General features: G+C 41.3%; 27 protein-coding genes and 1 tRNA gene. 16 read left to right on the plus strand and 12 right to left on the minus strand.

What is annotated here, in order from left to right; genetic code table 11:
* Window positions 1-86 precede the first annotated feature (86 nt).
* Window positions 87-428: a type II toxin-antitoxin system RelE/ParE family toxin gene (locus AB2U10_RS14335; protein ID WP_367916047.1), complete on the plus strand. Its 342-nt coding sequence runs from the start codon at window positions 87-89 to the stop codon at window positions 426-428.
* Between the two features lies 1 nt (window position 429).
* Window positions 430-720, plus strand: coding sequence for a helix-turn-helix domain-containing protein (locus tag AB2U10_RS14340; RefSeq protein WP_367916046.1), 291 nt, complete (start codon window positions 430-432; stop codon window positions 718-720).
* Between the two features lie 22 nt (window positions 721-742).
* Here the strand turns inward: AB2U10_RS14340 and AB2U10_RS14345 are convergent, their stop codons facing one another.
* The gene (locus AB2U10_RS14345; RefSeq protein WP_367916045.1) at window positions 743-970 is read right to left on the minus strand and encodes a hypothetical protein; all 228 of its coding nucleotides are present in this window, start codon (window positions 968-970) and stop codon (window positions 743-745) included.
* Between the two features lie 573 nt (window positions 971-1543).
* On the opposite strand from AB2U10_RS14345, the gene AB2U10_RS14350 reads away from it, so the two are divergent.
* The 10 genes from AB2U10_RS14350 (at window position 1544) to AB2U10_RS14395 (ending at window position 11020) form a co-directional block, all read left to right on the plus strand.
* The gene (locus tag AB2U10_RS14350) at window positions 1544-2071 is read left to right on the plus strand and encodes a hypothetical protein (RefSeq protein ID WP_367916044.1); all 528 of its coding nucleotides are present in this window, start codon (window positions 1544-1546) and stop codon (window positions 2069-2071) included.
* Window positions 2072-2251: 180 nt separating this feature from the next.
* Window positions 2252-3010, plus strand: a complete 759-nt coding sequence (locus AB2U10_RS14355; RefSeq protein ID WP_367916043.1) for a tetratricopeptide repeat protein — start codon at window positions 2252-2254, stop codon at window positions 3008-3010.
* A gap of 630 nt (window positions 3011-3640) precedes the next feature.
* Window positions 3641-4534, plus strand: a complete 894-nt coding sequence (locus AB2U10_RS14360; RefSeq protein WP_367916041.1) for a hypothetical protein — start codon at window positions 3641-3643, stop codon at window positions 4532-4534.
* A gap of 133 nt (window positions 4535-4667) precedes the next feature.
* Window positions 4668-5099 (plus strand): hypothetical protein, encoded by a 432-nt coding sequence (locus AB2U10_RS14365; protein WP_367916040.1) that lies wholly within the window; start codon window positions 4668-4670, stop codon window positions 5097-5099.
* Window positions 5100-5434: 335 nt separating this feature from the next.
* Window positions 5435-5776 carry a hypothetical protein gene (locus AB2U10_RS14370; RefSeq protein ID WP_367916039.1) on the plus strand — a complete coding sequence of 114 codons (342 nt, stop codon included), beginning with the start codon at window positions 5435-5437 and terminating at the stop codon, window positions 5774-5776.
* A gap of 323 nt (window positions 5777-6099) precedes the next feature.
* Window positions 6100-6657, plus strand: coding sequence for a hypothetical protein (locus AB2U10_RS14375; RefSeq protein ID WP_367916038.1), 558 nt, complete (start codon window positions 6100-6102; stop codon window positions 6655-6657).
* Between the two features lie 93 nt (window positions 6658-6750).
* Entirely contained in the window at window positions 6751-8250 is a 1500-nt protein-coding gene (locus AB2U10_RS14380; protein WP_367916037.1) for an LA2681 family HEPN domain-containing protein, read from the plus strand.
* A gap of 54 nt (window positions 8251-8304) precedes the next feature.
* Window positions 8305-9090, plus strand: a complete 786-nt coding sequence (locus AB2U10_RS14385) for a hypothetical protein (protein ID WP_367916036.1) — start codon at window positions 8305-8307, stop codon at window positions 9088-9090.
* A 126-nt stretch (window positions 9091-9216) separates the two neighbouring features.
* The gene (locus AB2U10_RS14390) at window positions 9217-10056 is read left to right on the plus strand and encodes an AAA family ATPase (protein ID WP_367916035.1); all 840 of its coding nucleotides are present in this window, start codon (window positions 9217-9219) and stop codon (window positions 10054-10056) included.
* The gene (locus AB2U10_RS14395) at window positions 10043-11020 is read left to right on the plus strand and encodes a DUF3871 family protein (RefSeq protein ID WP_493820632.1); all 978 of its coding nucleotides are present in this window, start codon (window positions 10043-10045) and stop codon (window positions 11018-11020) included. Before AB2U10_RS14390 ends, AB2U10_RS14395 begins: the two co-directional genes overlap by 14 nt.
* Window positions 11021-11493: 473 nt before the next feature.
* On the opposite strand, the gene AB2U10_RS14400 is transcribed toward AB2U10_RS14395, so the two are convergent.
* The 3 genes from AB2U10_RS14400 to AB2U10_RS14410 all read right to left on the minus strand — a co-directional run bounded on the left by AB2U10_RS14400 (window position 11494) and on the right by AB2U10_RS14410 (window position 13246).
* Window positions 11494-11567: transfer RNA gene (locus AB2U10_RS14400), tRNA-Asn, on the minus strand.
* Between the two features lie 184 nt (window positions 11568-11751).
* A complete protein-coding gene (locus AB2U10_RS14405; protein WP_367916423.1) occupies window positions 11752-11946 on the minus strand; it encodes a hypothetical protein in 195 nt (64 codons plus the stop codon).
* Window positions 11947-12010: 64 nt separating this feature from the next.
* The gene (locus AB2U10_RS14410) at window positions 12011-13246 is read right to left on the minus strand and encodes a 4-hydroxy-3-methylbut-2-enyl diphosphate reductase (protein WP_367916424.1); all 1236 of its coding nucleotides are present in this window, start codon (window positions 13244-13246) and stop codon (window positions 12011-12013) included.
* Between the two features lie 134 nt (window positions 13247-13380).
* Here AB2U10_RS14410 and AB2U10_RS14415 point away from each other — a divergent pair, with 134 nt between their 5' ends.
* Window positions 13381-15066 (plus strand): capsule assembly Wzi family protein, encoded by a 1686-nt coding sequence (locus tag AB2U10_RS14415; RefSeq protein WP_367916425.1) that lies wholly within the window; start codon window positions 13381-13383, stop codon window positions 15064-15066.
* Entirely contained in the window at window positions 15067-16092 is a 1026-nt protein-coding gene (gene ruvB / locus AB2U10_RS14420) for a Holliday junction branch migration DNA helicase RuvB (protein ID WP_367916426.1), read from the plus strand.
* Window positions 16093-16179: 87 nt separating this feature from the next.
* On the opposite strand, the gene tsf is transcribed toward ruvB, so the two are convergent.
* From tsf to AB2U10_RS14460, 8 genes are all read right to left on the minus strand, one after another.
* Window positions 16180-17013, minus strand: a complete 834-nt coding sequence (gene tsf, locus AB2U10_RS14425) for a translation elongation factor Ts (protein WP_367916427.1) — start codon at window positions 17011-17013, stop codon at window positions 16180-16182.
* Window positions 17014-17108: 95 nt separating this feature from the next.
* Complete coding sequence (gene rpsB / locus AB2U10_RS14430) at window positions 17109-17984, minus strand: 30S ribosomal protein S2 (RefSeq protein ID WP_367916428.1); 876 nt, start codon at window positions 17982-17984, stop codon at window positions 17109-17111.
* A gap of 81 nt (window positions 17985-18065) precedes the next feature.
* A complete protein-coding gene (gene rpsI / locus AB2U10_RS14435) occupies window positions 18066-18452 on the minus strand; it encodes a 30S ribosomal protein S9 (RefSeq protein WP_367916429.1) in 387 nt (128 codons plus the stop codon).
* A 32-nt stretch (window positions 18453-18484) separates the two neighbouring features.
* Window positions 18485-18928 (minus strand): 50S ribosomal protein L13, encoded by a 444-nt coding sequence (gene rplM / locus AB2U10_RS14440; RefSeq protein ID WP_367916430.1) that lies wholly within the window; start codon window positions 18926-18928, stop codon window positions 18485-18487.
* A gap of 403 nt (window positions 18929-19331) precedes the next feature.
* Window positions 19332-20174, minus strand: coding sequence for a 1,4-dihydroxy-2-naphthoyl-CoA synthase (locus tag AB2U10_RS14445; protein ID WP_367916431.1), 843 nt, complete (start codon window positions 20172-20174; stop codon window positions 19332-19334).
* A gap of 37 nt (window positions 20175-20211) precedes the next feature.
* On the minus strand, window positions 20212-20583 hold the full coding sequence (locus AB2U10_RS14450) for a DUF423 domain-containing protein (protein WP_367916432.1): 372 nt from the start codon (window positions 20581-20583) through the stop codon (window positions 20212-20214).
* Between the two features lie 50 nt (window positions 20584-20633).
* Window positions 20634-21290: a YggS family pyridoxal phosphate-dependent enzyme gene (locus tag AB2U10_RS14455; protein ID WP_367916433.1), complete on the minus strand. Its 657-nt coding sequence runs from the start codon at window positions 21288-21290 to the stop codon at window positions 20634-20636.
* Window positions 21287-21757, minus strand: coding sequence for a pyrophosphohydrolase domain-containing protein (locus AB2U10_RS14460; RefSeq protein ID WP_367916434.1), 471 nt, complete (start codon window positions 21755-21757; stop codon window positions 21287-21289). The genes AB2U10_RS14455 and AB2U10_RS14460 overlap by 4 nt, the downstream gene beginning before the upstream one ends.
* 316 nt (window positions 21758-22073) lie before the next feature.
* On the opposite strand from AB2U10_RS14460, the gene AB2U10_RS14465 reads away from it, so the two are divergent.
* Entirely contained in the window at window positions 22074-22514 is a 441-nt protein-coding gene (locus AB2U10_RS14465; protein WP_367916435.1) for a hypothetical protein, read from the plus strand.
* A 235-nt stretch (window positions 22515-22749) separates the two neighbouring features.
* On the plus strand, window positions 22750-23457 hold the full coding sequence (locus tag AB2U10_RS14470) for an ATP-binding cassette domain-containing protein (protein ID WP_367916436.1): 708 nt from the start codon (window positions 22750-22752) through the stop codon (window positions 23455-23457).

Here is a 23457-nt window from a genome sequence, read left to right on the forward strand (position 1 = left end):
TAGGATTTTGGTTGGCTTGCTTTTTTTTCTTTTCTCCGGAAAATCACAGATTTGCAAAAATGTAACTTATAAATTACCTTTGTAAAATGAAAGTAAGGGAAGTCATAGCTTTTAAAAACTACTTTGAGGATTTTCTCACTGAACAACCACGAAAGGTTCAGGACAAAATCTTTAAGATAATTGAAGCTATAGAAACTCTGGAACGCGTTCCGGCCAATTATCTGAAACATTTAGTTGGAACTAACGGATTGTACGAAGCTAGGATTCAGCTCGGCTCTAACATCTGGAGAGTATTCTGTTTTTTTGATGGGGAGAAATTGGTGGTTTTGATGAATGGATTTCAGAAAAAATCACAGAAAACCCCTAAGAATGAAATAGACAGAGCGTTAAAAATTATGGATGAATATTACGAACAAAAATCTAATTGATATGGAAACTAAAAGCTGGAAGGAGATAAAGGATAATGTTTACGGAGCAGTAGGAACCGAACGGAGAGACGAGCTTGAAAGAGATTTTGAGTCCTTTAAAATAGGCCTGCTTCTAAAAAAAGCCCGTGAAGAAAAACAATTAACCCAGTCAGAGCTTGCTGGTCTTGTGGATAAGAAGCGGGAGTATATTTCAAGAGTAGAAAATAATGGTAGCAATGTTACCTTAAAAACACTATTTGATATTGTAGAAAAGGGATTAGGAGGAAAAGTAAAGATTTCTATTGAGGTCTAACTTACACAGTTCATATTACACCCTAACCTTCAAGCTCTTTTAGAAAAAGAGACATATCCTGCTCACTAATAGCAATTTCAGGATGGTTGTCCATTTCTCTTTTTCGCTTTAAAACTTCCTCCTTTTGCCACTCCGGGATATTCTCCGAAAACACATCTTTCAGAAAGTCTACGTAGTCATTTACCTGATTCAAAAGATTCTCAGGAAGTGTCCGCAGGTTTCGTTCGATATCTTTGATGGTGACTTCCATTGGGAAATAATTTTTACCAAATTTACATTAAATCAATTAAAGCCACATGGTTTTTATAGTTATCGGTGCCTGGCCGATAATGGCATTAACAAAGCTGTGGAACATCACCAGATATTCTATAGGGATACTGCTGCTGCACCCGCACCACCGCGAACGCTTCTCCTTAGGAGACCATCCGCCTTACCAGGCGTTAAGGGTTTATTTTTTCATGTTGATCTAATTGTAATTTTCAAAGAATATTTATATTTGTATCGTACCAAAAAATATTGGATGAGATAAAACTGTAGAAAGACATATAAAATATTAGCGTTTCGCTTTAAGATTTTCCCGTAACAGAAATCGACCAAATTTTTAGCAACACGGGGAAAGTGAAAAGTGGAAACGCCTACGAAAACGTGGGCGTTCCTTTTTGCTTTGTGTTGTGGGTTCTTGGTCGAACCTCTGTTACAGGCAAAGGGAATTAGCCCACGTTTTTTGTATTTACTATGTCAATTTCTAAAAATAAACAAATGTGTCTTATGCTAAAAAGGAATCCTGATGCCTGATAAGTAAGGAAAATATAAAAAATAAACAATGAAGAAATTTATTTTTACTCTAGCTGTAACTATGTCGGGTATCACCGCATTTTCACAGGATATCATCCGCACTCATAAAGGAGAAACCATTGAGGGGAAAGTAACCGAAATGGGAGATAGAACCATTAAGTTTAAGTATTCCGGAGAGGATATGATTAATTCATTATCTAAGAATTTGGTCTCTGAAATAAAATTTGAAAGTGGGAGAACCCAAAAGGTCTCTGAAAAAATTGAGATTAATGGAGAACAAGATTGGGAAAAAGTAATAATCACAAATCTTGAGTCCGATGTTGCAGGCTTAACACGCGTTGGAGAAATTATGGCTAAGGCCCAAAATAACTGGAGTTACACAACTAATGTAGGAAAATTAGAGAAGAAGGCAATGGATAAACTCAAAAGAGACGCTGCTAAACAAGGATGCCATGCTATACTCATTTTGACAACGACCAGTAAAGCGGGTAACAACCGTGAGACATTGAGTGGTGCCCCTAAAGCTAGTGTAACGGGTGTTATGTACAAATATTAATAATTGATTTGTGAAAAGGAGTATTGTAAGAATTACGGATACAATCTTATCTAAGAAACAACTCATTAATATATGCTCATATAGAAAGTCGTTTGACCATCTACCTACAGAACACTGCGTTAATGAGCTGGTACATAAAGAGCAAGTTTAATATACCTACAAGATTTAATTAAATAAATAATGGAAGATTTTTATCGGAATTATAAGTTTGAAAATGGATACATAAGGCTTATTAATGAATTGATTGAGTCGAAATTAATACCTGATCCTTTTTGCAATTCAAAAAGTTTAATCATAGAAGATATTGAAGGTAAAGGTTTGTGTTTTTGGATCCGTGAACCAGAGCTTATTCTTTTTCACAATAATTTGAAGAAGTGCTTGGATGATAATATTTCGGAGGAATTAAAGAGAAGTCTAATATTCCTGATTAATTGGATAGCCGCCTCTCCATTTTGGGGAAAAGACAAACTTCCGTTTGAAAAGCTACTACAAAGAGGATCTAAGTTTCCCAATTGGAAGGTTTATGTTTCCAGTTTCCCAATCAAAGCTTATATACAGCCTCAAGATTTTGGCTTGGATTGGATCCAAGATAAATACTCATATTTTAATCTAAGTAAAGAGAATGAAATGCTATCACAAATTCCAACTTTTAAAGATATGGATAATTATATAAAAGTTTGGAAAGCATATTCACTAAAGGAAAGATGGGAAATCGCTGGAAAAACTGATGAAATGGTAGGAATGGGAGCAAAACTTTACAGGGAGGATGATATTGAGGGTGCTATAACCTATTTTAAAAAGGCATTAATAAACATGCCTATCAACAATGATGCTTTTAACAACCTGGCAGTTTGTTTTTCCCAAGAGGGCTTTGATTCAATAGCAAGTGAGATGGAAGATAAACGAGAATATGCAAAAATGTTAAAAAGCAGAATGTGACAATTTTAGTTTAAAACATGGGGTTCTACCAATTATCTAAGACAAAAAGACATGGATAAAAAATACCGGGTGCATAACTCAACAATTTTGACGAGCATTACCCAATTGCTTTTTAGACTATATACCGTTAAGAGTTCTCTAAAAGGTTTTTACCTTTTCCCCTTCTTAATATTTTTAGCATCATGTGACAACAAAGACATAACCCCAAAGAAGTTTATAGGGAAGTGGTCGTTATCGACTGATTATTATTATGAAGAAAGTGGAGGCGTCAAGAAGTATGAAGGAGAAGACAAGTATAATCCGTCTGATGAATCTATGAGCCTCCATTTCACTTCTAAAGATGAAGTCTTATATAAATTAAGAAGCCAAGTTCTTACATGTAAATACACTTATACAGAATCTACAAAAAAAATAACCATTATTGATAAGTATAACCTCAGTTATGTTTACGAAGTAATCTCACTAAATTCCAAGCAGATGAAGCTCAAAACGAGCTATTACTCGGATTATGCAAATGCAAATCGGGTTTCGGAGAAAACGCTTGTTAAACTATAAATGGCTAATTTACAGAATCTTATTTGTTAAAAGTAACCTTCAATAACCCTTTTTAGAAGACAATACAGATCTATTATGAATATTTTAAAATTGAAATACTTTCACCATTATATTTTATTTGGGATATGCTTCTTCTTTCTTAGTTCCTGCCAAAAAGATGACGTAGGAACTAATAAATTATTAGGAAAATGGAGTATTTACAAAACAAAAGTAAGTGCGGAAGGAAAGTATGCTGTTTACGAATTTGATCCTGCTGATGAGATTGCGATTTATAATTTTACTTCGGATAAAGAAGGCTTTTTGAAAGGCCGATCGGACGAAGAAGGAATAGTAAAATTTGAATATTTTTTTGAAGAATCAACAAAGCAATTAAAGTTAACCTATAAAGACATGGAAACTTCAAAGGGAGTCTATGGTGATTATATAGTCCTTTGGGAGATTATATCCTTGACTTCTAAAGAACTTATATTAACCGGCATGGATTCAATTGATGGTGTTTCTACTCAATATACACATACGCTTAGAAAACAAGATGACTTAGCAACTAATGAAGTATTAAGAAATAATGAATTATTAGGAAAATGGAGCCTTTACAAAGTTGAATCAAATTTTCCATGGACGTCTGGTGAATTTGATCCTGCTGATGAGTTGGTTACTTATAATTTTACTTCTCATAGTGAGGGCTTTTATAAATGCAAAAACTCTATTCAGGGGGAATCGTTGGGCTATATTTTGGGCTATGGGGTACCTCATAAGTTTACATATTATTTTTATACAGCATCAACAAATTATATAGAATCAACAAAGCTATTAAGTTTAAGTTTTAAAGATCCAAGAGGCTTTGGTTCTATTACTCAAGATTTTAAGGTTGTTTCCTCGACTTCTAAAGAGCTTATATTAAGAACTGGTGATGGCAGCACCGGGCAGCAATATGATTATTTTATAGAATATACCCTTAGAAAGATGTAGTTCTTGCTTTTGATTTAACAGACCATTGAGAGATAGGATAATAATATTTTACAGTCCAGGTCTCATTTTTCAGCTACGTTTTAATATGCGTTAAACACGCTTTCTGACGACAATTTTCAAACCAAATTTTTTAATGAAGTACTATTATACTTTTATTGGGATATGTTTATTCTGCTTTAGTTCTTGCAAAAAGGATAATGTAGAAACTAATAAATTATTAGGTAAATGGGGCTTAGCAATGTACCATAATAGTGTAACCAGTGTTGGGAACAATGTATTAGTATATGAAGAATTTAATCCGAATGATGAAGTGGGAACACTGCATTTTACTTCTGATAGAGATGGCTTTTCAAAAGAAGGCGATTCATTAATTACGAAATTTAAGTATCAGTATACGGAATCAACTATGGAATTAAAGTTTCTCTTTGAAGATAGCCAGTTAAGGTGGGGAGAGGTAACTTCAGAGTTGAATTATAAAGTCATAATTCTAAACTCTAAAGAATTGAAAATTAAATATATAACTAAATTTGGCGCTGTCCATGAATGGCTCTATATAAAGTTGTAGTCTTCGCTTTTGATTTAATAGACTATTGAGAAATACGATAATAATATTGTACAGAATGTACGCAATGCAATTTTTACTAATATCCTGTAAGAAGTTATCCATACAATTTTCGATTTTATCCACATACCCCCGGCCCTAGGTTGTAGTTAGACCCCTACGATTCCGAGATATGGCCTTATCCCCCTATGGTTTAAATGAGAGTAAGAAAGTATCAGCCTAAATTTAGATACTTTTTAGGATTAGTTGCCTAACTAATTTCTAAATATCTCAAGTTTAAACTATAGCATTAAGTCTGTCTCTCGGTAATTATTTATTAACTAAAACCTTTTAAAACGATGGTAAACGTAATTGCATTCCAAAAGAGAAAATCCTTGGAAGGAAGAGAGTATTTTGCTATTCAGCTTCAATCAGATGAAATTGAGTTTAACGTTTCAGAAACTACCGGCAGGCATTATGCTACCTTAAAGAGATGTTGGATGAGTACTACCTTTGATGAAGCTACTTGTAAGATGATGATAGGTAAACAGATGCCTGGTACAATCATTAAACAAGAGTGTGAGCCTTATTCTTATGTTAATGAGGATACTGGTGAAGAAGTGATGATCAATTTCAGGAATACATTTGTTCCTATTGAATCCGGAGAAAGGAAAATAGTTGGTGAGGCTCTTGATGCCTGATCTAACCCAGCCAACCAAAATCTCTCCTATATATATGTATTTATTTGGTTAGGTTTACTTATAAATCTATATCTATAGAGATAACCAAAACAATATGTATATAAGGGGTAGTTGTTTTGGTTGGCTCACTTTTCTTCTTTCTCTGGGAGAGATATGAAAATAATTTGTAAGAAACTGAAAAGCAGCATGAAAGTAGCTTTATATATGAAATTTCGTATATTTGAAGATTAGCAGTAATGGCAAATAAAGACAGTTTTCGGGAAGAGGTCAGAATAAATTAATTACGGAAAATGTAAAAATAAATATAAGTCAATCTCAAAATTATGACTGTAACAGAAGCAATAACCCTTGTAATATCAAGTTCAGTTTTATCCGCAATTTTAACGGGATTAGTTAGTCTTAGAATTCAAAGTTTAAACTACAAACAGGAATATTACAAAAAGATAATTGAACGCAGGATTTATGCTCAAGAGGAGATTCTGAACTTATCTAATGAATTAAGTATACAAGTAAAACTAGATAATGGTGCTTTATGTAATAGAATTTGTGCCACAGGTGAAGATCATTTTAATTCAATTGTAATACTTGTTGGAACATCTGTTAACGTCTCCTTTTGGCTTAGTAAAAAACTATCTGACATTTTACTTGAATTAAATATTTTCCTCTTAAATGAAATATCGCACAATATAAAAGGTAAGAGTCAAGAGGAACGAGATTTATCTTTGATAAGCTTGGGTATACAAAACCATGAAAAAATTCGTGAATACAGGAAGAGTATTGAAAGCCAATTAATGAAAGACTTTGGAAATGCCTTTGATGTAAAGTCATTCATTAGGTCAAACTATACATACGAAGACAAGTTATACTGGTTAAAGAAATAGTGGAAGTTAAATCCATTGTTTATTATATACTCCCCAATACTACCTCTTCTAATAACCTGATTATTTTTTTCAACCATTAACATTTTGCGAACAATGAATATAATTGATTTTGAGGGGAAAGTCCCTCTTGAAATTATTGGTATTTTAGGAGAATTAATTGAAAATGCCGGAGAGGGAAATGATCTTTCGCAGCTTGAAAAAAGTATTGAAGTATCGTTAACATTCATAGAGAGTGAAAACTTTAGTGACAGAGAAAGGGGCCTCTTGAATTATAATATTAGTAATGCGTGGTCATATATCCAACGGATAAAATTCCCTAACGAAGAGTTTCCTTTAGAAACGGTAGAGTTGGAAAAGCAGATTATACATTTGAGGATTGCCAACAATTTGATGGCAGAGACTGACGACGATTTTAATAAGTGTCAAATATTAACTAATCTTGGAAATCTCTTTAGTCATATTGGTAGATTTTCCGAAGCACAAGAGTATTTTAATCAATGTTTAGAAATAAACAACGATTTTGGTATGGCAATTGGCAACCGAGGCTTTGGCTTGTATTATTATGCTAGGGTAATCTTTGATCCAATACAACAATTTATGTTCATGAAATATGCAAGAAAAGATCTCATGAATGCAATGTTATCAAAACAGGTATACAATGAAGCAAAGTATGCTTTCGGTGAAATGATACAACAGATCGAAAATGCTTTTTCTGTTGATGACTTAAACGATTTTAGAAGCTATAATAATTTCTATCGAGGTATTAAGAAGAATGAGAAGGAGTATAAGGAATGGTGCGCAATTAATAAGCTGTTTATAAATCCCTTAAATGATATTCTTACAGAAAGTGTTATCGCGGAAGATTCCTTATTCATTCCGACATTGATATGGAACCCAAATGAAAAGCTATTTTTTCAAAGCATGTTTAATCAATTAAAACAGGAATATACCAGTGCAAGATTTCTGTTTTATGAGGCTCTTCAAAATTACCATCCTCATTTTGCTGATAAAAATGTAGTATTAATGGATACTTTAGATTATTCAGTTTATTCATTTACTTTAGAAAAGATAAAGATGGTTTTCAGAGTATGTTATTCAGTGTTTGATAAAATAGCATACTTTTTAAACAGATATTTAAATCTTAAATTAGATGAATACAGAGTGAGTTTTAGAACAGTGTGGTATACTAATTTAGATAAAAACAGAGGGTTAAATAATCAGTTTTTAATAACTAAAAATTGGGCTATTCGTGGACTTTTTTGGTTAAGTAAAGATTTATTTGAAAAAGAATTTGACTCATCAATTGAGCCTGACGCAAAAGAAATTGCATCAATTAGAAACTTTATAGAACATAAGTCCTTTAAAATTGTTGAATCTTTTGAGGATGGTTGGAGTGAAAAAACTGAAACCTTTGAGATTGATCGAGGACTGTTTTACGATAAGACATTTCGGCTTTTAAAACTAAGTAGATCAGCTATATTGTATTTGTCTTTCTTGATTTACGATGAAGAAAGGAAAAAGATAAACCATGACCCAAGTATACCAGCAGTTCCGATAAACTTTATTCCAATTGAGGATAATGAGAAAATATAGTTTTACGGGTCAAATCTAATTCAAATTTTTAGCTCAATATAATACAAACAATATATGAAACAACTTAAACAAGTCGAACTAAAGCCATTAACCAATTTTGACAGCCTAAACTTGAACGTATCATCTGAGAAAAAGTATGATTTGACAGATCTAGATGAGGAACAAACTAATAAACTTTTCACCCAAATATATGAGATTATAAGCAAATCACAAGGTGCAATTATTGGTAGTAATATAGGGGATAATACTTATGTAAATACACAGATAAAAAGCTCAAGTAGTAAAAGTAAAATCTTTACATTTCCAGAGCCTAATCCTATTTGTATTTATTACAATTCTGCAAACCGTCATCTCCAGCAATCATACGCTTTAAAAAATAAATTCTTTACAGAGGAACAGCATTTTGACACTGACTATCATTACGACAATTTTATAGAATATTTTCAGGAAACTTCCGAAGGAGTGATTCTATTAAGCACAACAATAGAAGGTTTTATTAATCAACTTTTACCAGACTCTCTGGAAATTGAAATTAATGGAATTAAGAAGAATAAAGACGAAATAGAATGGTTAGATATTAATACAAAGCTTAGACGAGTATTACCCTATATAATAGGAGTGGACTTTCAACAAACTAATCCAAAGGATTATGATAACATTTGTTTAGTAATAGACTTAAGAAATGATTTAATCCACTTAAAGAAAAGCATTGCACCAAATATTACATACTATCAACTCCTTTTCAAGCGATTGATGGACTTTAAGCATATAACTTGTTCAGATAGTGTTTATACTTTCGTAAATACTATGGTCCCTGACTATTTTGTAGAAAAGAAATAAATTGGAGAGTCTTTTTGTGAAAATTGTCAAAAAATATCTCAACGTATAGGATATAGTTCATTTAAAATCTTTCAGAGCAAACTCACCCGGGTTTGCTCTTTTTTTATTCACTTAAATCAAACGTTTATGAAAATCGAACTCGCAAAACGAGAGCAGGCCAAGATTAAGATTGGCTTGCAGGGGCCGAGCGGCAGTGGCAAAAGTTACAGTGCCTTACTTTTGGCTTATGGCCTGACCAATGACTGGTCAAAGATCGTGGTAATTGATACGGAGAATAAATCTTCCAGTCTATATTCACACCTGGGAGACTTTAACATCCTTGATCTTAAACCTCCTTACAGCCCGGAAAGGTATATCGAAGCTATTAACCTGTGTGTAAGGCATGGTATGCAGGCTATAATCATTGACAGCATTTCAATGGAGTGGGAGTATATCCTTGATGCTCATTCACAGCTTACCGGTAACTCTTATACCAACTGGGCAAGGTTTACACCAAGGCATCAGAAATTCATTCAGGCAATCCTGCATGCTGATATCCATATCATCTGTACACTCCGGTCTAAGCAGGATTATGTGCTGACAGAAAATGAGAAAGGTAAGCTGGCTCCTGAAAAGGTAGGGATGAAAGCTATTCAGAGGGATGGAACGGATTATGAACTTACCTTGATGTTTGAGCTGGATATCAAGCATAATGCCATCACCACCAAAGATCGCACAGGTCTGTTCTCAGGTAGGTTACCTTTTCAGATCACAGAAGATACCGGCAAAGAGATTCTGAACTGGTGTCAGACAGGTGAAATCGTAGTTAGAGACTATGAGACCCTGATTAAGAGCTGCAATAACCTACAAGAACTTCTTTCCTTATTTGAAAGTGTTTCTAAAGAGGTACAACAGCAGTTTAACTCTGATTTTACAAAAAGAAAACTTCAGTTAACCCCAAATTATGCAAGTAATGGAATTAGTTAAAGTAGATCGTCACCTCGTCACCGGGGAGCAGTCATCAACAGAGCTGCCTTTCATAGTGGCCAATACCAGCCCTATGAGTTTGTTTGAGCTGGAACATGAGCATATCATTCCGGTATTTGTAAAGGATAATGAGCCTGTGATATCGCATCAGGACTTCATTAACTGCGTTCAGGAGGTATCAGGACAGGTATTCCCTCATGAGACCATTTTAAGGCCTTCTATTCGTGTTTCTCACCCAATCAAAGGCAGAATACCCGAAGCGAAAGATAAGCCTGCTAAGGAGCTGTTAGAGCATGAGAAGACCATCTATTATGAGCGGATGGCCTTTGTGTTGGAAATACCCTCAATCAGTTCTACGATCAACGGCAATAAGCTCAATCTAACGATAGGCGGTATTAAGGCCTACAACTTGGATAACCTGTACAATCGCAAAGGATCAGACGAGCATTTCAAGGTATTCATCGGCTTTCAGAATAAGGTATGCTGCAATATGTGTATTTGGTCAGATGGTTATACTGGCACTATCAAAGCAAGGAATATCACAGAGCTGATGAAGCAGATTTTTGCATGTTTTGCATATTTTGCACGGAGTGGTTTTGAGAATCAGTTAACGCTTTTGAGGCAATTTCCGGAATACTACCTGACAGAAAGCCAGTTCGTAACCTTTCTGGGAAGAACGAAGCTGTACCAGTACCTGCCTTCACAGGAGAAGAAGGGTTTACCTGAATTTATGTTTGGAGAGAACCAGTTAAGTATGGTAGCAAGAGATTACCTGGCTGATGCAGATTTCAGCAGAACAGATACAGGAGATATAAGTCTGTGGAACCTGTATAACCTATTTACAGGAGCCAATAAGATGTCTTATATCGACAGCTTCCTGAACCGGGGATTAAATGCATCACAGGTTATTCATCACCTGACAGAATCTTTCAACAAAAATGAACCGAGCTGGTTTCTCACATGAACAAACCGTTTAAAGTAATAGACCCTTTCTCAATATTGTTTGTGGATCGGGTAGGGAAACTAAGGAGGGCATATTGCCCTTTTTTTGTGCGCTGTAGGAGCCCGGTAGATCGTTACGTTCTCAATCAGATGGTGGCCGTTGAAATGGTCAAGAGCAATGGAAATGATAGTTCGATAGAGTTTCTTATATCCGGAAGAAGTTATCAGCACCGTTTCTTTGAGATAGTAAGCTGAGTGCTACGATTACCTACCTTTTAATTTTTAAAATTAGAGGGTAGGGTTCTTTTAATTTAAAAGATTAATTCATTTTTTAGATTAAATTTGAAGTGTAAGAAACTAAAAACGATTAATGATATACTTTGGTTAAAAGTATAGATAATTGGATAGAAAATATGAAGCGAGAATCGGGTGCACATCGGGTGCACCTTAAAACAAAAAAGAGCCACATTTTCATGTAACTCTTTCATCTTCAAGCTCCCGAAGCTGGGCTCGAACCAGCGACCCTCTGATTAACAGTCAGATGCTCTAACCGACTGAGCTATTCGGGAATTCCGTCAGGAGGAAGACCTCTCTGAAATGGTGGTGCAAAGGTAGATCGATTTTTAATACCAGTCAAGAGTTGCTCCTAAAAAAACCTAAATTATTTAAGAGGCCCGGGTTGCTGTAAAAGCAGAAGAGCAACTTCCGTTAGCAGAAAGTTGCTCTTCGCAGACTTGTGTTTTCAGAGAAGCCTTACGCCATAGACATTCTGGCAAATACCCGGTTCAATACCTTAAAGTATATCTGGCCGAACTTGTCGTAACACCACATCTTCAGATCTTTGATTTCATTGGGTAATAGTTCCTTAATTCCCTTTCGTAATTCTTTCTCAAACAGCACCTTGTCAAAACTTACTTTTTCTAAAATTACTTTGATGTATTCTAACATAATTATAGAGTATTTAAGCGTTTAACATGATAACGAAAATACACAAAATTTTATTAAAAATATATCAAAAATTGATCAGACTTTTTTCAAGAACGTCATCCAGGTTTTTTTTCTCCTGAAAGAGCTCTAAAATACGGGCAAGAACCTCTTCCACTACCGCATCCGGGCACGATGCCCCGCACGTAAGAATGATTTTCGGGTTCGGAAGTTCCGCCAGGTAATCATGGGAAAGCACCTCACGGCCTTCGTGAATATCAAAATGAACAATTTCCCGGTCAGAAAGAATGCCTGCCGCCGATTTGATAAAATACGTAGGAATTTTCTGTTCAAGCAGCTCTACCAGGTGCGTGGTATTGGAACTGTTATACCCTCCTACCACAATGGCCAGGTCGGCCTCCTCCTGCATCAAAGCATAGGTAGCATCCTGGTTGTCGTTGGTAGCATAGCACAGGGTATCTTTGGTGCTTGCAAAATGCTGTGATACCGTGCTGTCATCCAACCCGTAAAACCTGACCAGCTCTTCTTTCAGGTAATTGGCGATCTCCTGGGTCTCAGACGCCAGCATGGTTGTCTGGTTAACCACGCCCAGCTTTACCAGGTGCTTTTCCGGGTCAAACCCTTCGGAGTACCGGCCCTCAAAACGCCGGTAAAATTCTTCTGCGGGTTTTTCTTTGCGGATATACGCTGCCAGCTCCCGGGCCTCTTCAATATCTTTAATAACCACCGTATTGGCCTTTGATGTGCTGTGCGAAAAAGTAGCCCGGGTTTCCTCGTGGTTGGGCTTGCCGTGAACCACTACCGTATAGCCCCTTTCGCCTATCTGGTTAGCCCGATTCCAGACCTTTTCCACAAACGGACAGGTCGTATCATACCCGTAGGGGTTAATGCCGCGGGCCGACAGCTCGGCCTGTATCTCAAGCGTGGTGCCAAAGGCCGGTACGATCACAATATCATCTGAGTTCAGGGTTTCAAAGTCAATCAGCCGGTTGCCCCGGGTATCCATGAGAAACTTTACCCCTTCTGACAGGAGGTCGGTATTGACATCCGGGTTATGGATCATCTCGCTCAGCAGGAAAACCCGTTTCCCCCGGTTCTCGTTCAGAGTACGGTAGGCAATCTCCACGGCATTCTCCACCCCGTAGCAGAAACCAAAGTGGCGGGCGATGAGCAGGGTCAGCCGGTCAAATTTCAACACGGTAGGCTTAAAATTCCGTTTCAATTTGTCCTTTGTCCTCCGGGTTTCCTTTATCACTGAAATTACCGGGCTTTTAAACTTATCCGGAATATCAAATGTCTTCATTACTGTTCAAACATTACTCATTTTCAAAACCTGGCTATTCCGGGCTTTGTTCCAAAATTATGGAAATATTCTCGCGGAAGCATTTCATTTATGATTAATTTCGCGTTTCATCAGTAAAATTACCCCTACGGCTAATGGTCAAGAGGCTGCTTTTATTTCTTGTGTTTTCCGGAATAAATTATGGATTCTCTCAAAGTTCATTTATACCGCTGAACCACGATTCCGAATATTTCCTGGACAAGGTAGAAGTAAAAGCCGGCCGGCTTTCAAACGAGTTCCATACTTCCGTGCGGCCGTTCTCCCGCGAAGCGGTCAGCAAATACCTCTCAGGACTGAATTCGGGCGAATATTATAACCTTTCCTACATGGACCGGCGCAATATCGACTTTATAAAACAGGACAACTGGGAGTTTTTCGACGACTCGCTTCCGGCAGTCAGGAAACCCCTTCTCCGATACCTGTTTCGCCGGGAATCCGATTTTGTACATTATAAAAATGACGATTTCGATATTCATGCCTCACCCATTCTTTACCTGAGCCAGGGAAGCGACCCGGAATACGGCGATCACGAAAAGAGAACGGTCTTCAATAACACCCGCGGGGTGGAGATCCGGGCCCGGATCAACCGTAAAATTGGCTTTTATACCCTGTTAACCGACAATATCACTTCACCCGACAGCTACCAGGCAGATTATTTTAACCAGTACCTGGCTTTCCCGTACGAATCTTTTATTAAGATCCGGGATGACGACAGCACCCGCCTGCGCCTGAATTATTTCCAGGCACTGGGCTATTTTACCTTTAAACCCGTAAAAAGCCTGCAGCTGACCTTTGGCCACGACAAAAATTTCATAGGAAACGGGGTGCGCTCACTTATACTGAGCGATTTCAGCGCGCCTTACCTCCAGTTGCGGCTTGACCTGCGGCTGGGCCGGTTCCAGTACCAGAATATTTTCGGGCAGATGACCAACCGGCAAATTGAAATTGTACCCTTCAGCCAGGAAACCAACCGCCCCAAATACATGGCGTTTCATCACCTGAACGCCAATATCACCCGGAACCTGAATGTGGGTATTTTCGAAAGCGTTATGTTCGGCAACCGGAAGATCGGTTTTGACCCCAACTACATGAACCCGGTGATCTTTTACCGCTTTGTGGAAGGCTACCTGGGCAGTTCGGATAACGCCATAGTAGGGGCCGATTTTAAATGGAACCTGTGGAGAACCCTCAGCCTGTATGGACAGTATGTGCTGGACGAGTTCAACAAAGAAGAATTTAAAAAAGACAACTGGTGGGCAAGAAAGTACGGCTGGCAGATAGGAGGCAAATATTTTGATGCTTTCGGCATCAGCGGGCTCGACCTCCAGGTAGAACATAACCAGGTACGGCCGTATACCTATTCGCACTTTACCACCTATTCCAATTTTGTCAATTACAACCTGCCCGTAGCTCACCCGCTGGGGGCCAATTTTATAGAAAATATCGCCATTGTCCGGTATCAGCCCGTGCAAAAGCTACAAATCAAGGTGATGGGATCTATAGCCACAAAAGGCATGGACACCGACAGTACCAATTACGGGGGCGATATCAAAAAAATCAATATCATCAACCGGCCCGGCGACTACGGCGTAAAGCAGGGCCAGGGCTTTAAAAACAGGATATCTTTCCTCGAAACCCGGGTATCTTATATGCTCTGGCACAATATAAGCGCTGATGTTATTTACAGAATGCGCGAGGATTCCTTTGTAAAAGGCGCTAAGGAGAATATCTTTACAGTGGGATTACGATGGAATTTTCCCTACAGAAACTATATGTTTTAAATGAGACAGGATTTTCTTACCGGTGACAGCGAGCAACTCTCCCCGCGCGACAGGGAGCTGGAGAAGGCTTTACGCCCGCTCAGCTTTGACGATTTCTCGGGTCAGGATAAGATCCTGGAAAACCTGAAGATATTTGTAGCCGCTGCCCGCCTGAGAAAAGAAGCCCTTGACCACGTGCTGCTGCACGGCCCTCCGGGGCTGGGGAAGACCACCTTGTCGCATATCATTGCCAACGAGCTCGGCGCCAGCCTGAAGATCACTTCCGGCCCCGTACTCGACAAGCCCAGTGACCTGGCCGGCCTGCTGACCTCCCTTGAGGCGAATGACGTACTTTTTATTGATGAGATACACCGCCTGAACCCCATTGTGGAAGAGTACCTGTACTCGGCCATGGAAGATTACAAGATCGACATCATGCTGGATAGCGGTCCGAATGCGCGAAGCGTGCAAATCGGCCTCAATCCCTTTACGCTGATAGGGGCTACTACCCGGTCGGGCCTGCTGACGTCTCCGTTACGCGCCCGTTTCGGCATCAATTCACGGCTTGAATACTACGACGCCGCGCTGCTGAGCCGGATCCTGGTGCGTTCTGCGGGAATCCTGAACACGCCCATCGACGAGGACGGCGCCTATGAAATAGCCCGCCGCAGCAGGGGAACACCCCGTATTGCCAATAATCTTCTCCGGCGTACCCGCGATTTCGCCCAGGTGAAAGGGAAAGGCATTATAACGGTGGAAATAGCCCGGTTTGCCCTCTCAGCCCTGGATGTGGACCAGGATGGCCTTGACGAGATGGATAACCGGATTCTCAGCACCATCATTGAGAAATTCAAGGGCGGGCCTGTAGGGCTGAGCACCATTGCCACTGCCGTGGGCGAAGAAGCCGAAACCATTGAAGAGGTATACGAACCTTTCCTGATCCAGGAGGGCTTCCTGAAACGTACTGCCAGGGGTCGCGAGGCTACAGAAAAGGCCTACAGGCACCTGAATATCGTACCCAAATACCGTACAGGAGAGTTGTTTTGATTGTGGGGTTCCCCCAGCTACAGGCATAACAACAAAAGTCCGGAAGGTGGTGAACCTTCCGGACTTTCTTTATATCTAAAAACCGGATCAGCCGATAGCAATTCTCTTGAAAGAAGCTATTTTCAGGCCTTTTACGGTCTTATCCAGTAACTGGGCGATCGTCAGTGAAGGATCTTTCACAAACTCCTGGTTAAGGAGGGTCTGCTCTTTGTAAAACTTGTTCAGCTTACCCATTGCAATTTTCTCCAGCATGGCTTCAGGCTTACCCTCTGCACGGGCCTGCTCTTTACCGATCTCAATTTCTTTCTCCACGATAGCCGGATCCACATCGTCTTTATCCAGGCCTACAGGCTTCATGGCCACGATCTGCATACCCACATCTTTACCCAGGTCGGCCACGTCTGCTCCGCCTGTGCCTTCAAAGGCCACAATACCCGCTGCTTTTTTGTTAGAGTGGATATAAGAAGCTACCTGGTCGCCTTCTACATGCGCAAATGCGCTGATAACAATTTTCTCGCCGATCTTACCTACCAGCTCGGTAATGTTTTCCTGTACAGTCTGCCCGTTTTCCAGGGTAGCGGCCAGGAGGCCTTCTGTATCTTTGATATCTCCGGCTACAGCAGCCTTAAGAATACCGGAAGCCAGGTTTTTGAAATCTTCAACGTTCGATACCGGTTCGGTTTCACAGGCAAGAGCAACCACTTTGGCGCTTTTACCGTCAGCCGCTACTTCTACCAGCACTACCCCTTCAGAGGTTTCGTTGTCGGCACGCTTGGCGGCTACTTTCTGACCTGCTTTTCTTAATATTTCTACGGCTTTGTCAAAATCTCCTTCTGCTTCTGTCAGAGCTTTTTTACAATCCATCATTCCGGCTCCGGTTAATTGACGCAGCTTATTTACGTCAGCAGCTGTAATATTCATTTTTTATTATTTTTTTGTTAAAAAATCGATCTTAATTGTATTAAATACGACAGCCCAAAGCGATGCTTCGGGCTGTCAGATGCGAAGCAAATATTTTATGCTTCAGCCTCTTCTTCTGATGAAGACTCTGCGGCAGGTTCCGCTTCCTCATCTGAAGCCTCATCGGCTGTTTTCAGACGCTTTCTTTTGCCGGTATCTTCTCTGCCTACTACCTCTTTGGCTGAATCTACCGCTCTTTTGGCATCTTCCTCTTCCTGCAGGGCAGCATTTTCCTTATCGGTTTTTCTTTCCAGGATACCTTCTTCAATAGCCTTACCGATAGCCAGTGTGATCAGGGAAATAGATTTGTAAGCATCATCATTGGCAGGGATAGCGTAGTCTACCAGCTCAGGGTTAGAGTTGGTATCGCACATGGCTACCACAGGAATACCCAGTCTTTTCGCTTCAGCGATAGCCAGGTGCTCTCTTTTGATATCTACTACAAACAGAGCGGCAGGAAGCCTGCTCAGGTCGGTTACACCGCCCAGCAATCTTTCCAGCTTGGTCCTCTCCCGGCCCAGCATCAGCTTCTCTCTTTTGGCAATGTTTTTGGATGTTTCCTCATCGCCCAGCATTCTTTCAATGTTAGAAAGCTTCTTAAGCGATTTCTTGATGGTAGCAAAGTTGGTCAGCATACCACCCAGCCATCTTTCTGTTACGAAAGGCATTTTAAGACGCTTGGCCTCTTCGGAAACAATTTCCTGAGCCTGCTTCTTGGTAGCCACGAACATTATTTTACGGCCTGAACGAACCACCCCTTTCAGGAAAGCCTGGGCTGTCTGAAGAGATTCCAGCGACTGGTTAAGGTCGATGATGTGAATTCCGTTCTTCTCCATAAAGATATACGGAGCCATTCTCGGGTCCCACTTACGGGTAAGGTGACCGAAGTGTACGCCTGCATCAAGCAGGTCTTTGTATTGAATTTGTGCCATTTCTTGCGTTTAAAATGTATAAAAAAATATAAAATAAGCAGCACAGGGCATCGGGCACGATAAGCCCTGTCTGGACAAATATTAACGTTTGGAGAACTGGAATCTCTTACGGGCTTTTGCTCTACCGTATTTCTTACGTTCTACCATTCTGGAATCACGGGTAAGGAAGCCTTCTTTCTTCAGTGGCGGACGGTTTTCGGTATCCACTTCACAAAGCGCTCTGGAGATAGCCATACGTACGGCTTCTGCCTGACCGGCGATACCTCCTCCTCTTACGTTTACTTTCACATCAAATTTTCCTTCACCGTTTACTAATCCGAACGGTTGATTCAGGATGATCTGAAGAACTTCAGTAGGAAAATAATCCGATGCTTTACGGCCGTTTACGGTCATGTCGCCTTTGCCTGAACTCAGATAGATACGGGCAACAGCTGTTTTTCTTCTACCTACGGTATTGATTACCTGCATGTTATATTAAAAATTTTTAACGTTCTAAATAATTAAAGTTCTACTTTAGTAGGATTTTGTGCCTGGTGCGGATGCTCCGCGCCTTCGTACACATACAGGTTTCTGTAAAGCTTGCTGCCCAGTCTGTTTTTAGGGAGCATACCTTTGATCGCCATTTCCACTACTTTTCTTCCGTCTTTGGCAAAAAGCTCTTTAGGAGTAGCAAAACGCTGTCCTCCCGGATGCCCTGTATGACGGGTGTATACTTTATCAGTTAGTTTTTTGCCCGTCAAACGTACCTTTTCAGCGTTAATCACAATTACGTTATCTCCGCAATCCACATTGGGGGTATAGCTGGTCTTGTTTTTGCCGGTCAGGATATTCACTACCTGGCTTGAAAAACGACCCAACACCTGGTTACTGGCATCTATTACTACCCAGTTTTTTTCTACAGTCTGACGGTTAGCTGAAACCGTCCTATAACTTAGTTGATCCACGTTTACTAATTTTTTACGTTTAGTTTAAAAATTTCCGGAAGCTATTCTCTTCATGCATTACCCAAATAGCCTTTCAGAGACAGCATCCTGTTTATGAATTATAAGGCGCTAATATCAAGCACGTAAAGGCCGTCGGAATCCGGACTTTTCTTATAATTTGCTCAGGCATGGAAACGCGGGCAGCATTTCCACACGGTGTTTGGGGCTGCAAAGTTAAGGAAAAAATATTGCGAACAAAATTTTTGAAAGAATAAATAGCTTGATTATAAGCAAGTGCGAAAGCCCCGGGCCTTAAAAGCTGTAGTGCTTTATTAAACCACATAAGGCACATTAGTCATACTCCGGAAAGACCTTATATGTCTCATGTGCCTTATATGGTTTAAAATAAATGAGGCGTAGCCGTTCACGAGTACCGCTCGAACTTATCCCAATCCGGCGGCCTCTTCTCCAGGAAAGCATCCCGCCCTTCCTGGGCCTCTTCCGTCATATAGCCGAGCCGGGTGGCTTCGCCGGCAAAGATCTGCTGGCCTACCAGTCCGTCATCGATCAGATTAAAGGCAAACTTCAGCATGCGTATAGCCATCGGGCTTTTCTTCAGGATCTCCCGGGCCCACTGAAAAGCCGTTTCTTCCAGCTCATCGTGCGGCACCACCGCATTTACCATGCCCATTTCATACGCTTCCTGCGCTGAGTAGTTCCTGCCCAGGAAGAAAATCTCCCGGGCTCTTTTCTGTCCCACCTGCCGGGCCAGGTAAGCTGATCCGTAACCGGCATCAAAGCTGGCCACATCGGCATCGGTTTGCTTGAAAATAGCGTGCTCTTTGCTGGCCAGGGTCAGGTCACACACCACATGAAGGCTGTGCCCGCCCCCAACTGCCCAGCCGGGCACCACGGCAATGACCGGCTTGGTCATAAAACGGATCAGGCGCTGTACTTCCAGGATATTCAGGCGGTCGCGACCGTCTTCGGCCCGGTATCCACCCTTATTCCGGGCATTCTGGTCACCTCCCGAACAGAAAGACCATATCCCGTCTTTCGGAGAAGGTCCTTCGGCCGAAAGCAGCACCACTCCTACCTTCGGGTCATGGGAGGCGTCTTCAAACGCATCGTACAGCTCAAAGGTGGTTCTGGGCCGGAAGGCATTCCGGATCTCCGGACGGTTGAAGGCGATCCGGGCTACCCCTGCGCATTTTTTATAGGTAATATCTTCGTATTCTTTTACGGTTTCCCACACTATTGAACTCATATGCTGATTATTTTCATCTGACTAAATCTCCTTCTGCTTATCCTTTATAAACACCCCAGAAAAGCAGCACCCAGCCGGCAATCATGGCTACTCCGCCAATGGGCGTAATGGCGCCGAGCATTTTTACCCCGGTGGCACACAGCAGGAACAGGCTTCCCGAAAAAATGATCATACCCACAAAAAAGGCCCAGCCCGCATTGTTGATCGCTGAAACAGGATACTCTTTCTGAAGAATGCCGGTGAGAATGAGGGCCAGGCCGTGATAAAACATATATTTTACCGCCGTTTCAAACGTATCTGTGCGCTGCGATACCGCTAAAAAATCTTTCAGGGCATGTGCTCCGAATGCCCCCAGGCTTACGCCGAGAAAACCGGAGACCGCCCCGGCTAAAATAAAGAATTTGTTCATATATATATAAAAATTAATTTCGGGTACCGGACAATTATTGCCCCGCAGCTTTATTTCTGATTCCGTGTCCCAAAGATAGTACTTCCGATCCGAACCATCGTGCTCCCTTCTTCCACGGCCACGGGCCAGTCGCCGCTCATACCCATTGAAATCTCCTTCATGCCTGGCAAAAGGCGTTGGCCCTTTTCAAAAATATTCTTCAGCGCCCTGAATTCGGCACGTACCACTGCGGGGTCATCGGTGAGCGTACTCATACCCATCACACCGGTAACCTTCACGTGGCGCATCTCACCAAACACCGGTGCCTCCAGCAGCGCCAGAAGCTCTTCCTCTGTCAGGCCTGATTTCGTTTCCTCCTGCGCAATATGCACCTGCAGCAGGCATTCAATAACCCGGTTATAATTGCCGGCCTGCTTATTGATCTCTTTGAGCAGCTTCAGGCTGTCGACCGAGTGAACCAGGTGCACAAAAGGGGCTATATACTTTACTTTATTGGTTTGCAGATGACCTATAAAATGCCAGCGGATATCGGCCGGTAATTCGGCTGACTTACTCACCACCTCCTGCACATAATTTTCTCCGAAATCCCGTTGGCCGGCGGCATAGGCTTCCATGATATCGGCCGCCGGCTTGAACTTCGAAACCGCCACCAGCTTCACATGACCCGGCAGGTCATTCTTCAGCTGTCTGATCCGGTCGGCTATCATTCGGCAAGAATCCGTTTAAGGTCGGCAGCAGAATAATTGATATTTTTCAGGGTTTTGTTATCGCCCTCCCTGTACACCAGGTACAGGTCACCGTCTTTTTTATAATAGCATTCCGTATCCCGCTGCTCCCGGTAATATTTTACGGTTTCTTCGGCCTCCTCCACGGTTCTGCAGGCTTTACTCATGTTAGACCGCTGCACTTCATCAAAGAGAGCCCTGAATTTATTGCCCAGACCAAACTCCAGGACAGCCCCTGAAAGCACGTACTGGATATCACAAAGGGCATCGGCCACTTCCACAATGTCCCTGTTCCGGATAGCCTCTTCCAGCTCTTTCAGCTCTTCGGCAATCAGCGAAACCCGCAACTCGCAGCGCGCCGGCGCCGGGATAAGCGGATCGGGCTCAATGGGATGGTGAAACGTTCTGTGAAATTCAGCAACCTGGTTAAGGCAATCCAATTTTTCCATTTATAATTTGTTAGCTTATGATTAAAAAAATACCGTATAATAAATAATCGATACAAGAATGTTGCAAAGTTCTGTCCAATTAGATATTTTTGCTCCAATTCTGGTTGTAAAATATTATTTAATTTTTAAAGTTATGAACAAAATTACAAAACTTTTAGCCATTGTTGCGTTGGCAGCAAGCACTGCCCTTTGGTCATGTAAAGGAGATACCGGGGAGACAGGGCCTCAAGGTGTTCAAGGTCCTGCCGGTCCTCAAGGCCTTAAAGGTGATCAAGGCCTTCAAGGGAATAAAGGGGATAAAGGTGACGTAGGCCCAATGGGTAACGCCAATGTACAGCGGCTTGCCTTTACAGTAAAAACCGGCGACTGGAAAGCCAAAGAGATTTCCGGTGTGGGCATCGCCTCTACCAGCACCTGGGGAGTAGCCGAACTGAAAAATGACGCAATCACTACCGAGAAATATGCCGTGGTTTTCGTTAAAATGAACGACGGTAACCTGGAGGCTCTGCCTACCACTTACACCATAGATATGAGTGGTGTTTATGAGCGCCTGGGCTACGGTTATAAAACAGGGGTTGTAGAAGTAAAATACCGCTTGGATACCCAGCTCTTCGGTGGCAGATTCGATACTGCACCCAACAGAGACCTGGAATTCGACGTGGTGCTGACCACCAAAACCATCGGTGCGGCATTGGAGAAAAGCGGTGTAGACCTTAAAAACTACAACGCGGTAGTTGATTTCATCGCTGCCCAATAAGCGTACAAACTTTTTAAAGGGGCTGTCCAAAAGGACTCCGCTATTTGAAAATATGACGGTGCCTGAAAAGGGCGCAAAATGCAAGGCGTTGGGGAAGAGACCGAAGAAGCATACTCTGGTATGTAACTGAGGACAGACTCTGAAAACAACGCAGCAGTTTGTGTACTTTTTAGACACCGTCTTTTCTTTTTATGCTGTTTTTCGTTTCTTTTGCGTTATTGATAAAAACAAGGGCATGTCTATAGAGGTCAGTGGTCTGAAAAAAATATACGGAAACCAGGTAGCGGTAAACGGGATTTCTTTTTCGGTGAATACCGGTGAGATTGTGGGTTTCCTGGGGCCCAACGGCGCGGGTAAATCCACAACCATGAAGATCATTACCGGCTTTATATCTCCTACTGAGGGGACCGTCAGGATTCACGGCCGGGCCTTCGGCCCCGATACCATAGCCTTAAAGTCACACATGGGCTACCTTCCTGAAAACAACCCGCTTTATCCGGATATGTATGTAAGCGAATACCTTCTTTTTGCGGGAAGGCTGAACGGGCTCAAAGGCAAAGCGCTGAAAGAAAAGGTAGAAAACATCATTGACCGGGTAGGGCTCTCCCCCGAAAAGCACAAAAAAATAGAGCAGCTTTCCAAAGGATACCGGCAGCGGGTAGGGCTGGCCCAGGCCCTGATCCATGACCCTGACATCCTGGTTCTTGACGAGCCCACCACGGGCCTTGACCCCAACCAGCTCACGGAAATAAGGGCTCTCATTAAGGAAATTGCCAAAAATAAAACCATCATCCTGAGCACACATATCCTGCAGGAGGCCGAAGCCCTCTGCCACCGGGCCATCATCATTAATAAAGGAAATCTTGTAGCCGATTGCCCGCTCTACGAACTAAAATCAAAAAATCAGAGTTTAGAAAAGACATTCAGAGAGTTAACGCAATAG

It is taken from the genome of Leadbetterella sp. DM7, assembly GCF_040829825.2.
In the GTDB taxonomy this organism is placed as follows: domain Bacteria; phylum Bacteroidota; class Bacteroidia; order Cytophagales; family Spirosomataceae; genus Leadbetterella.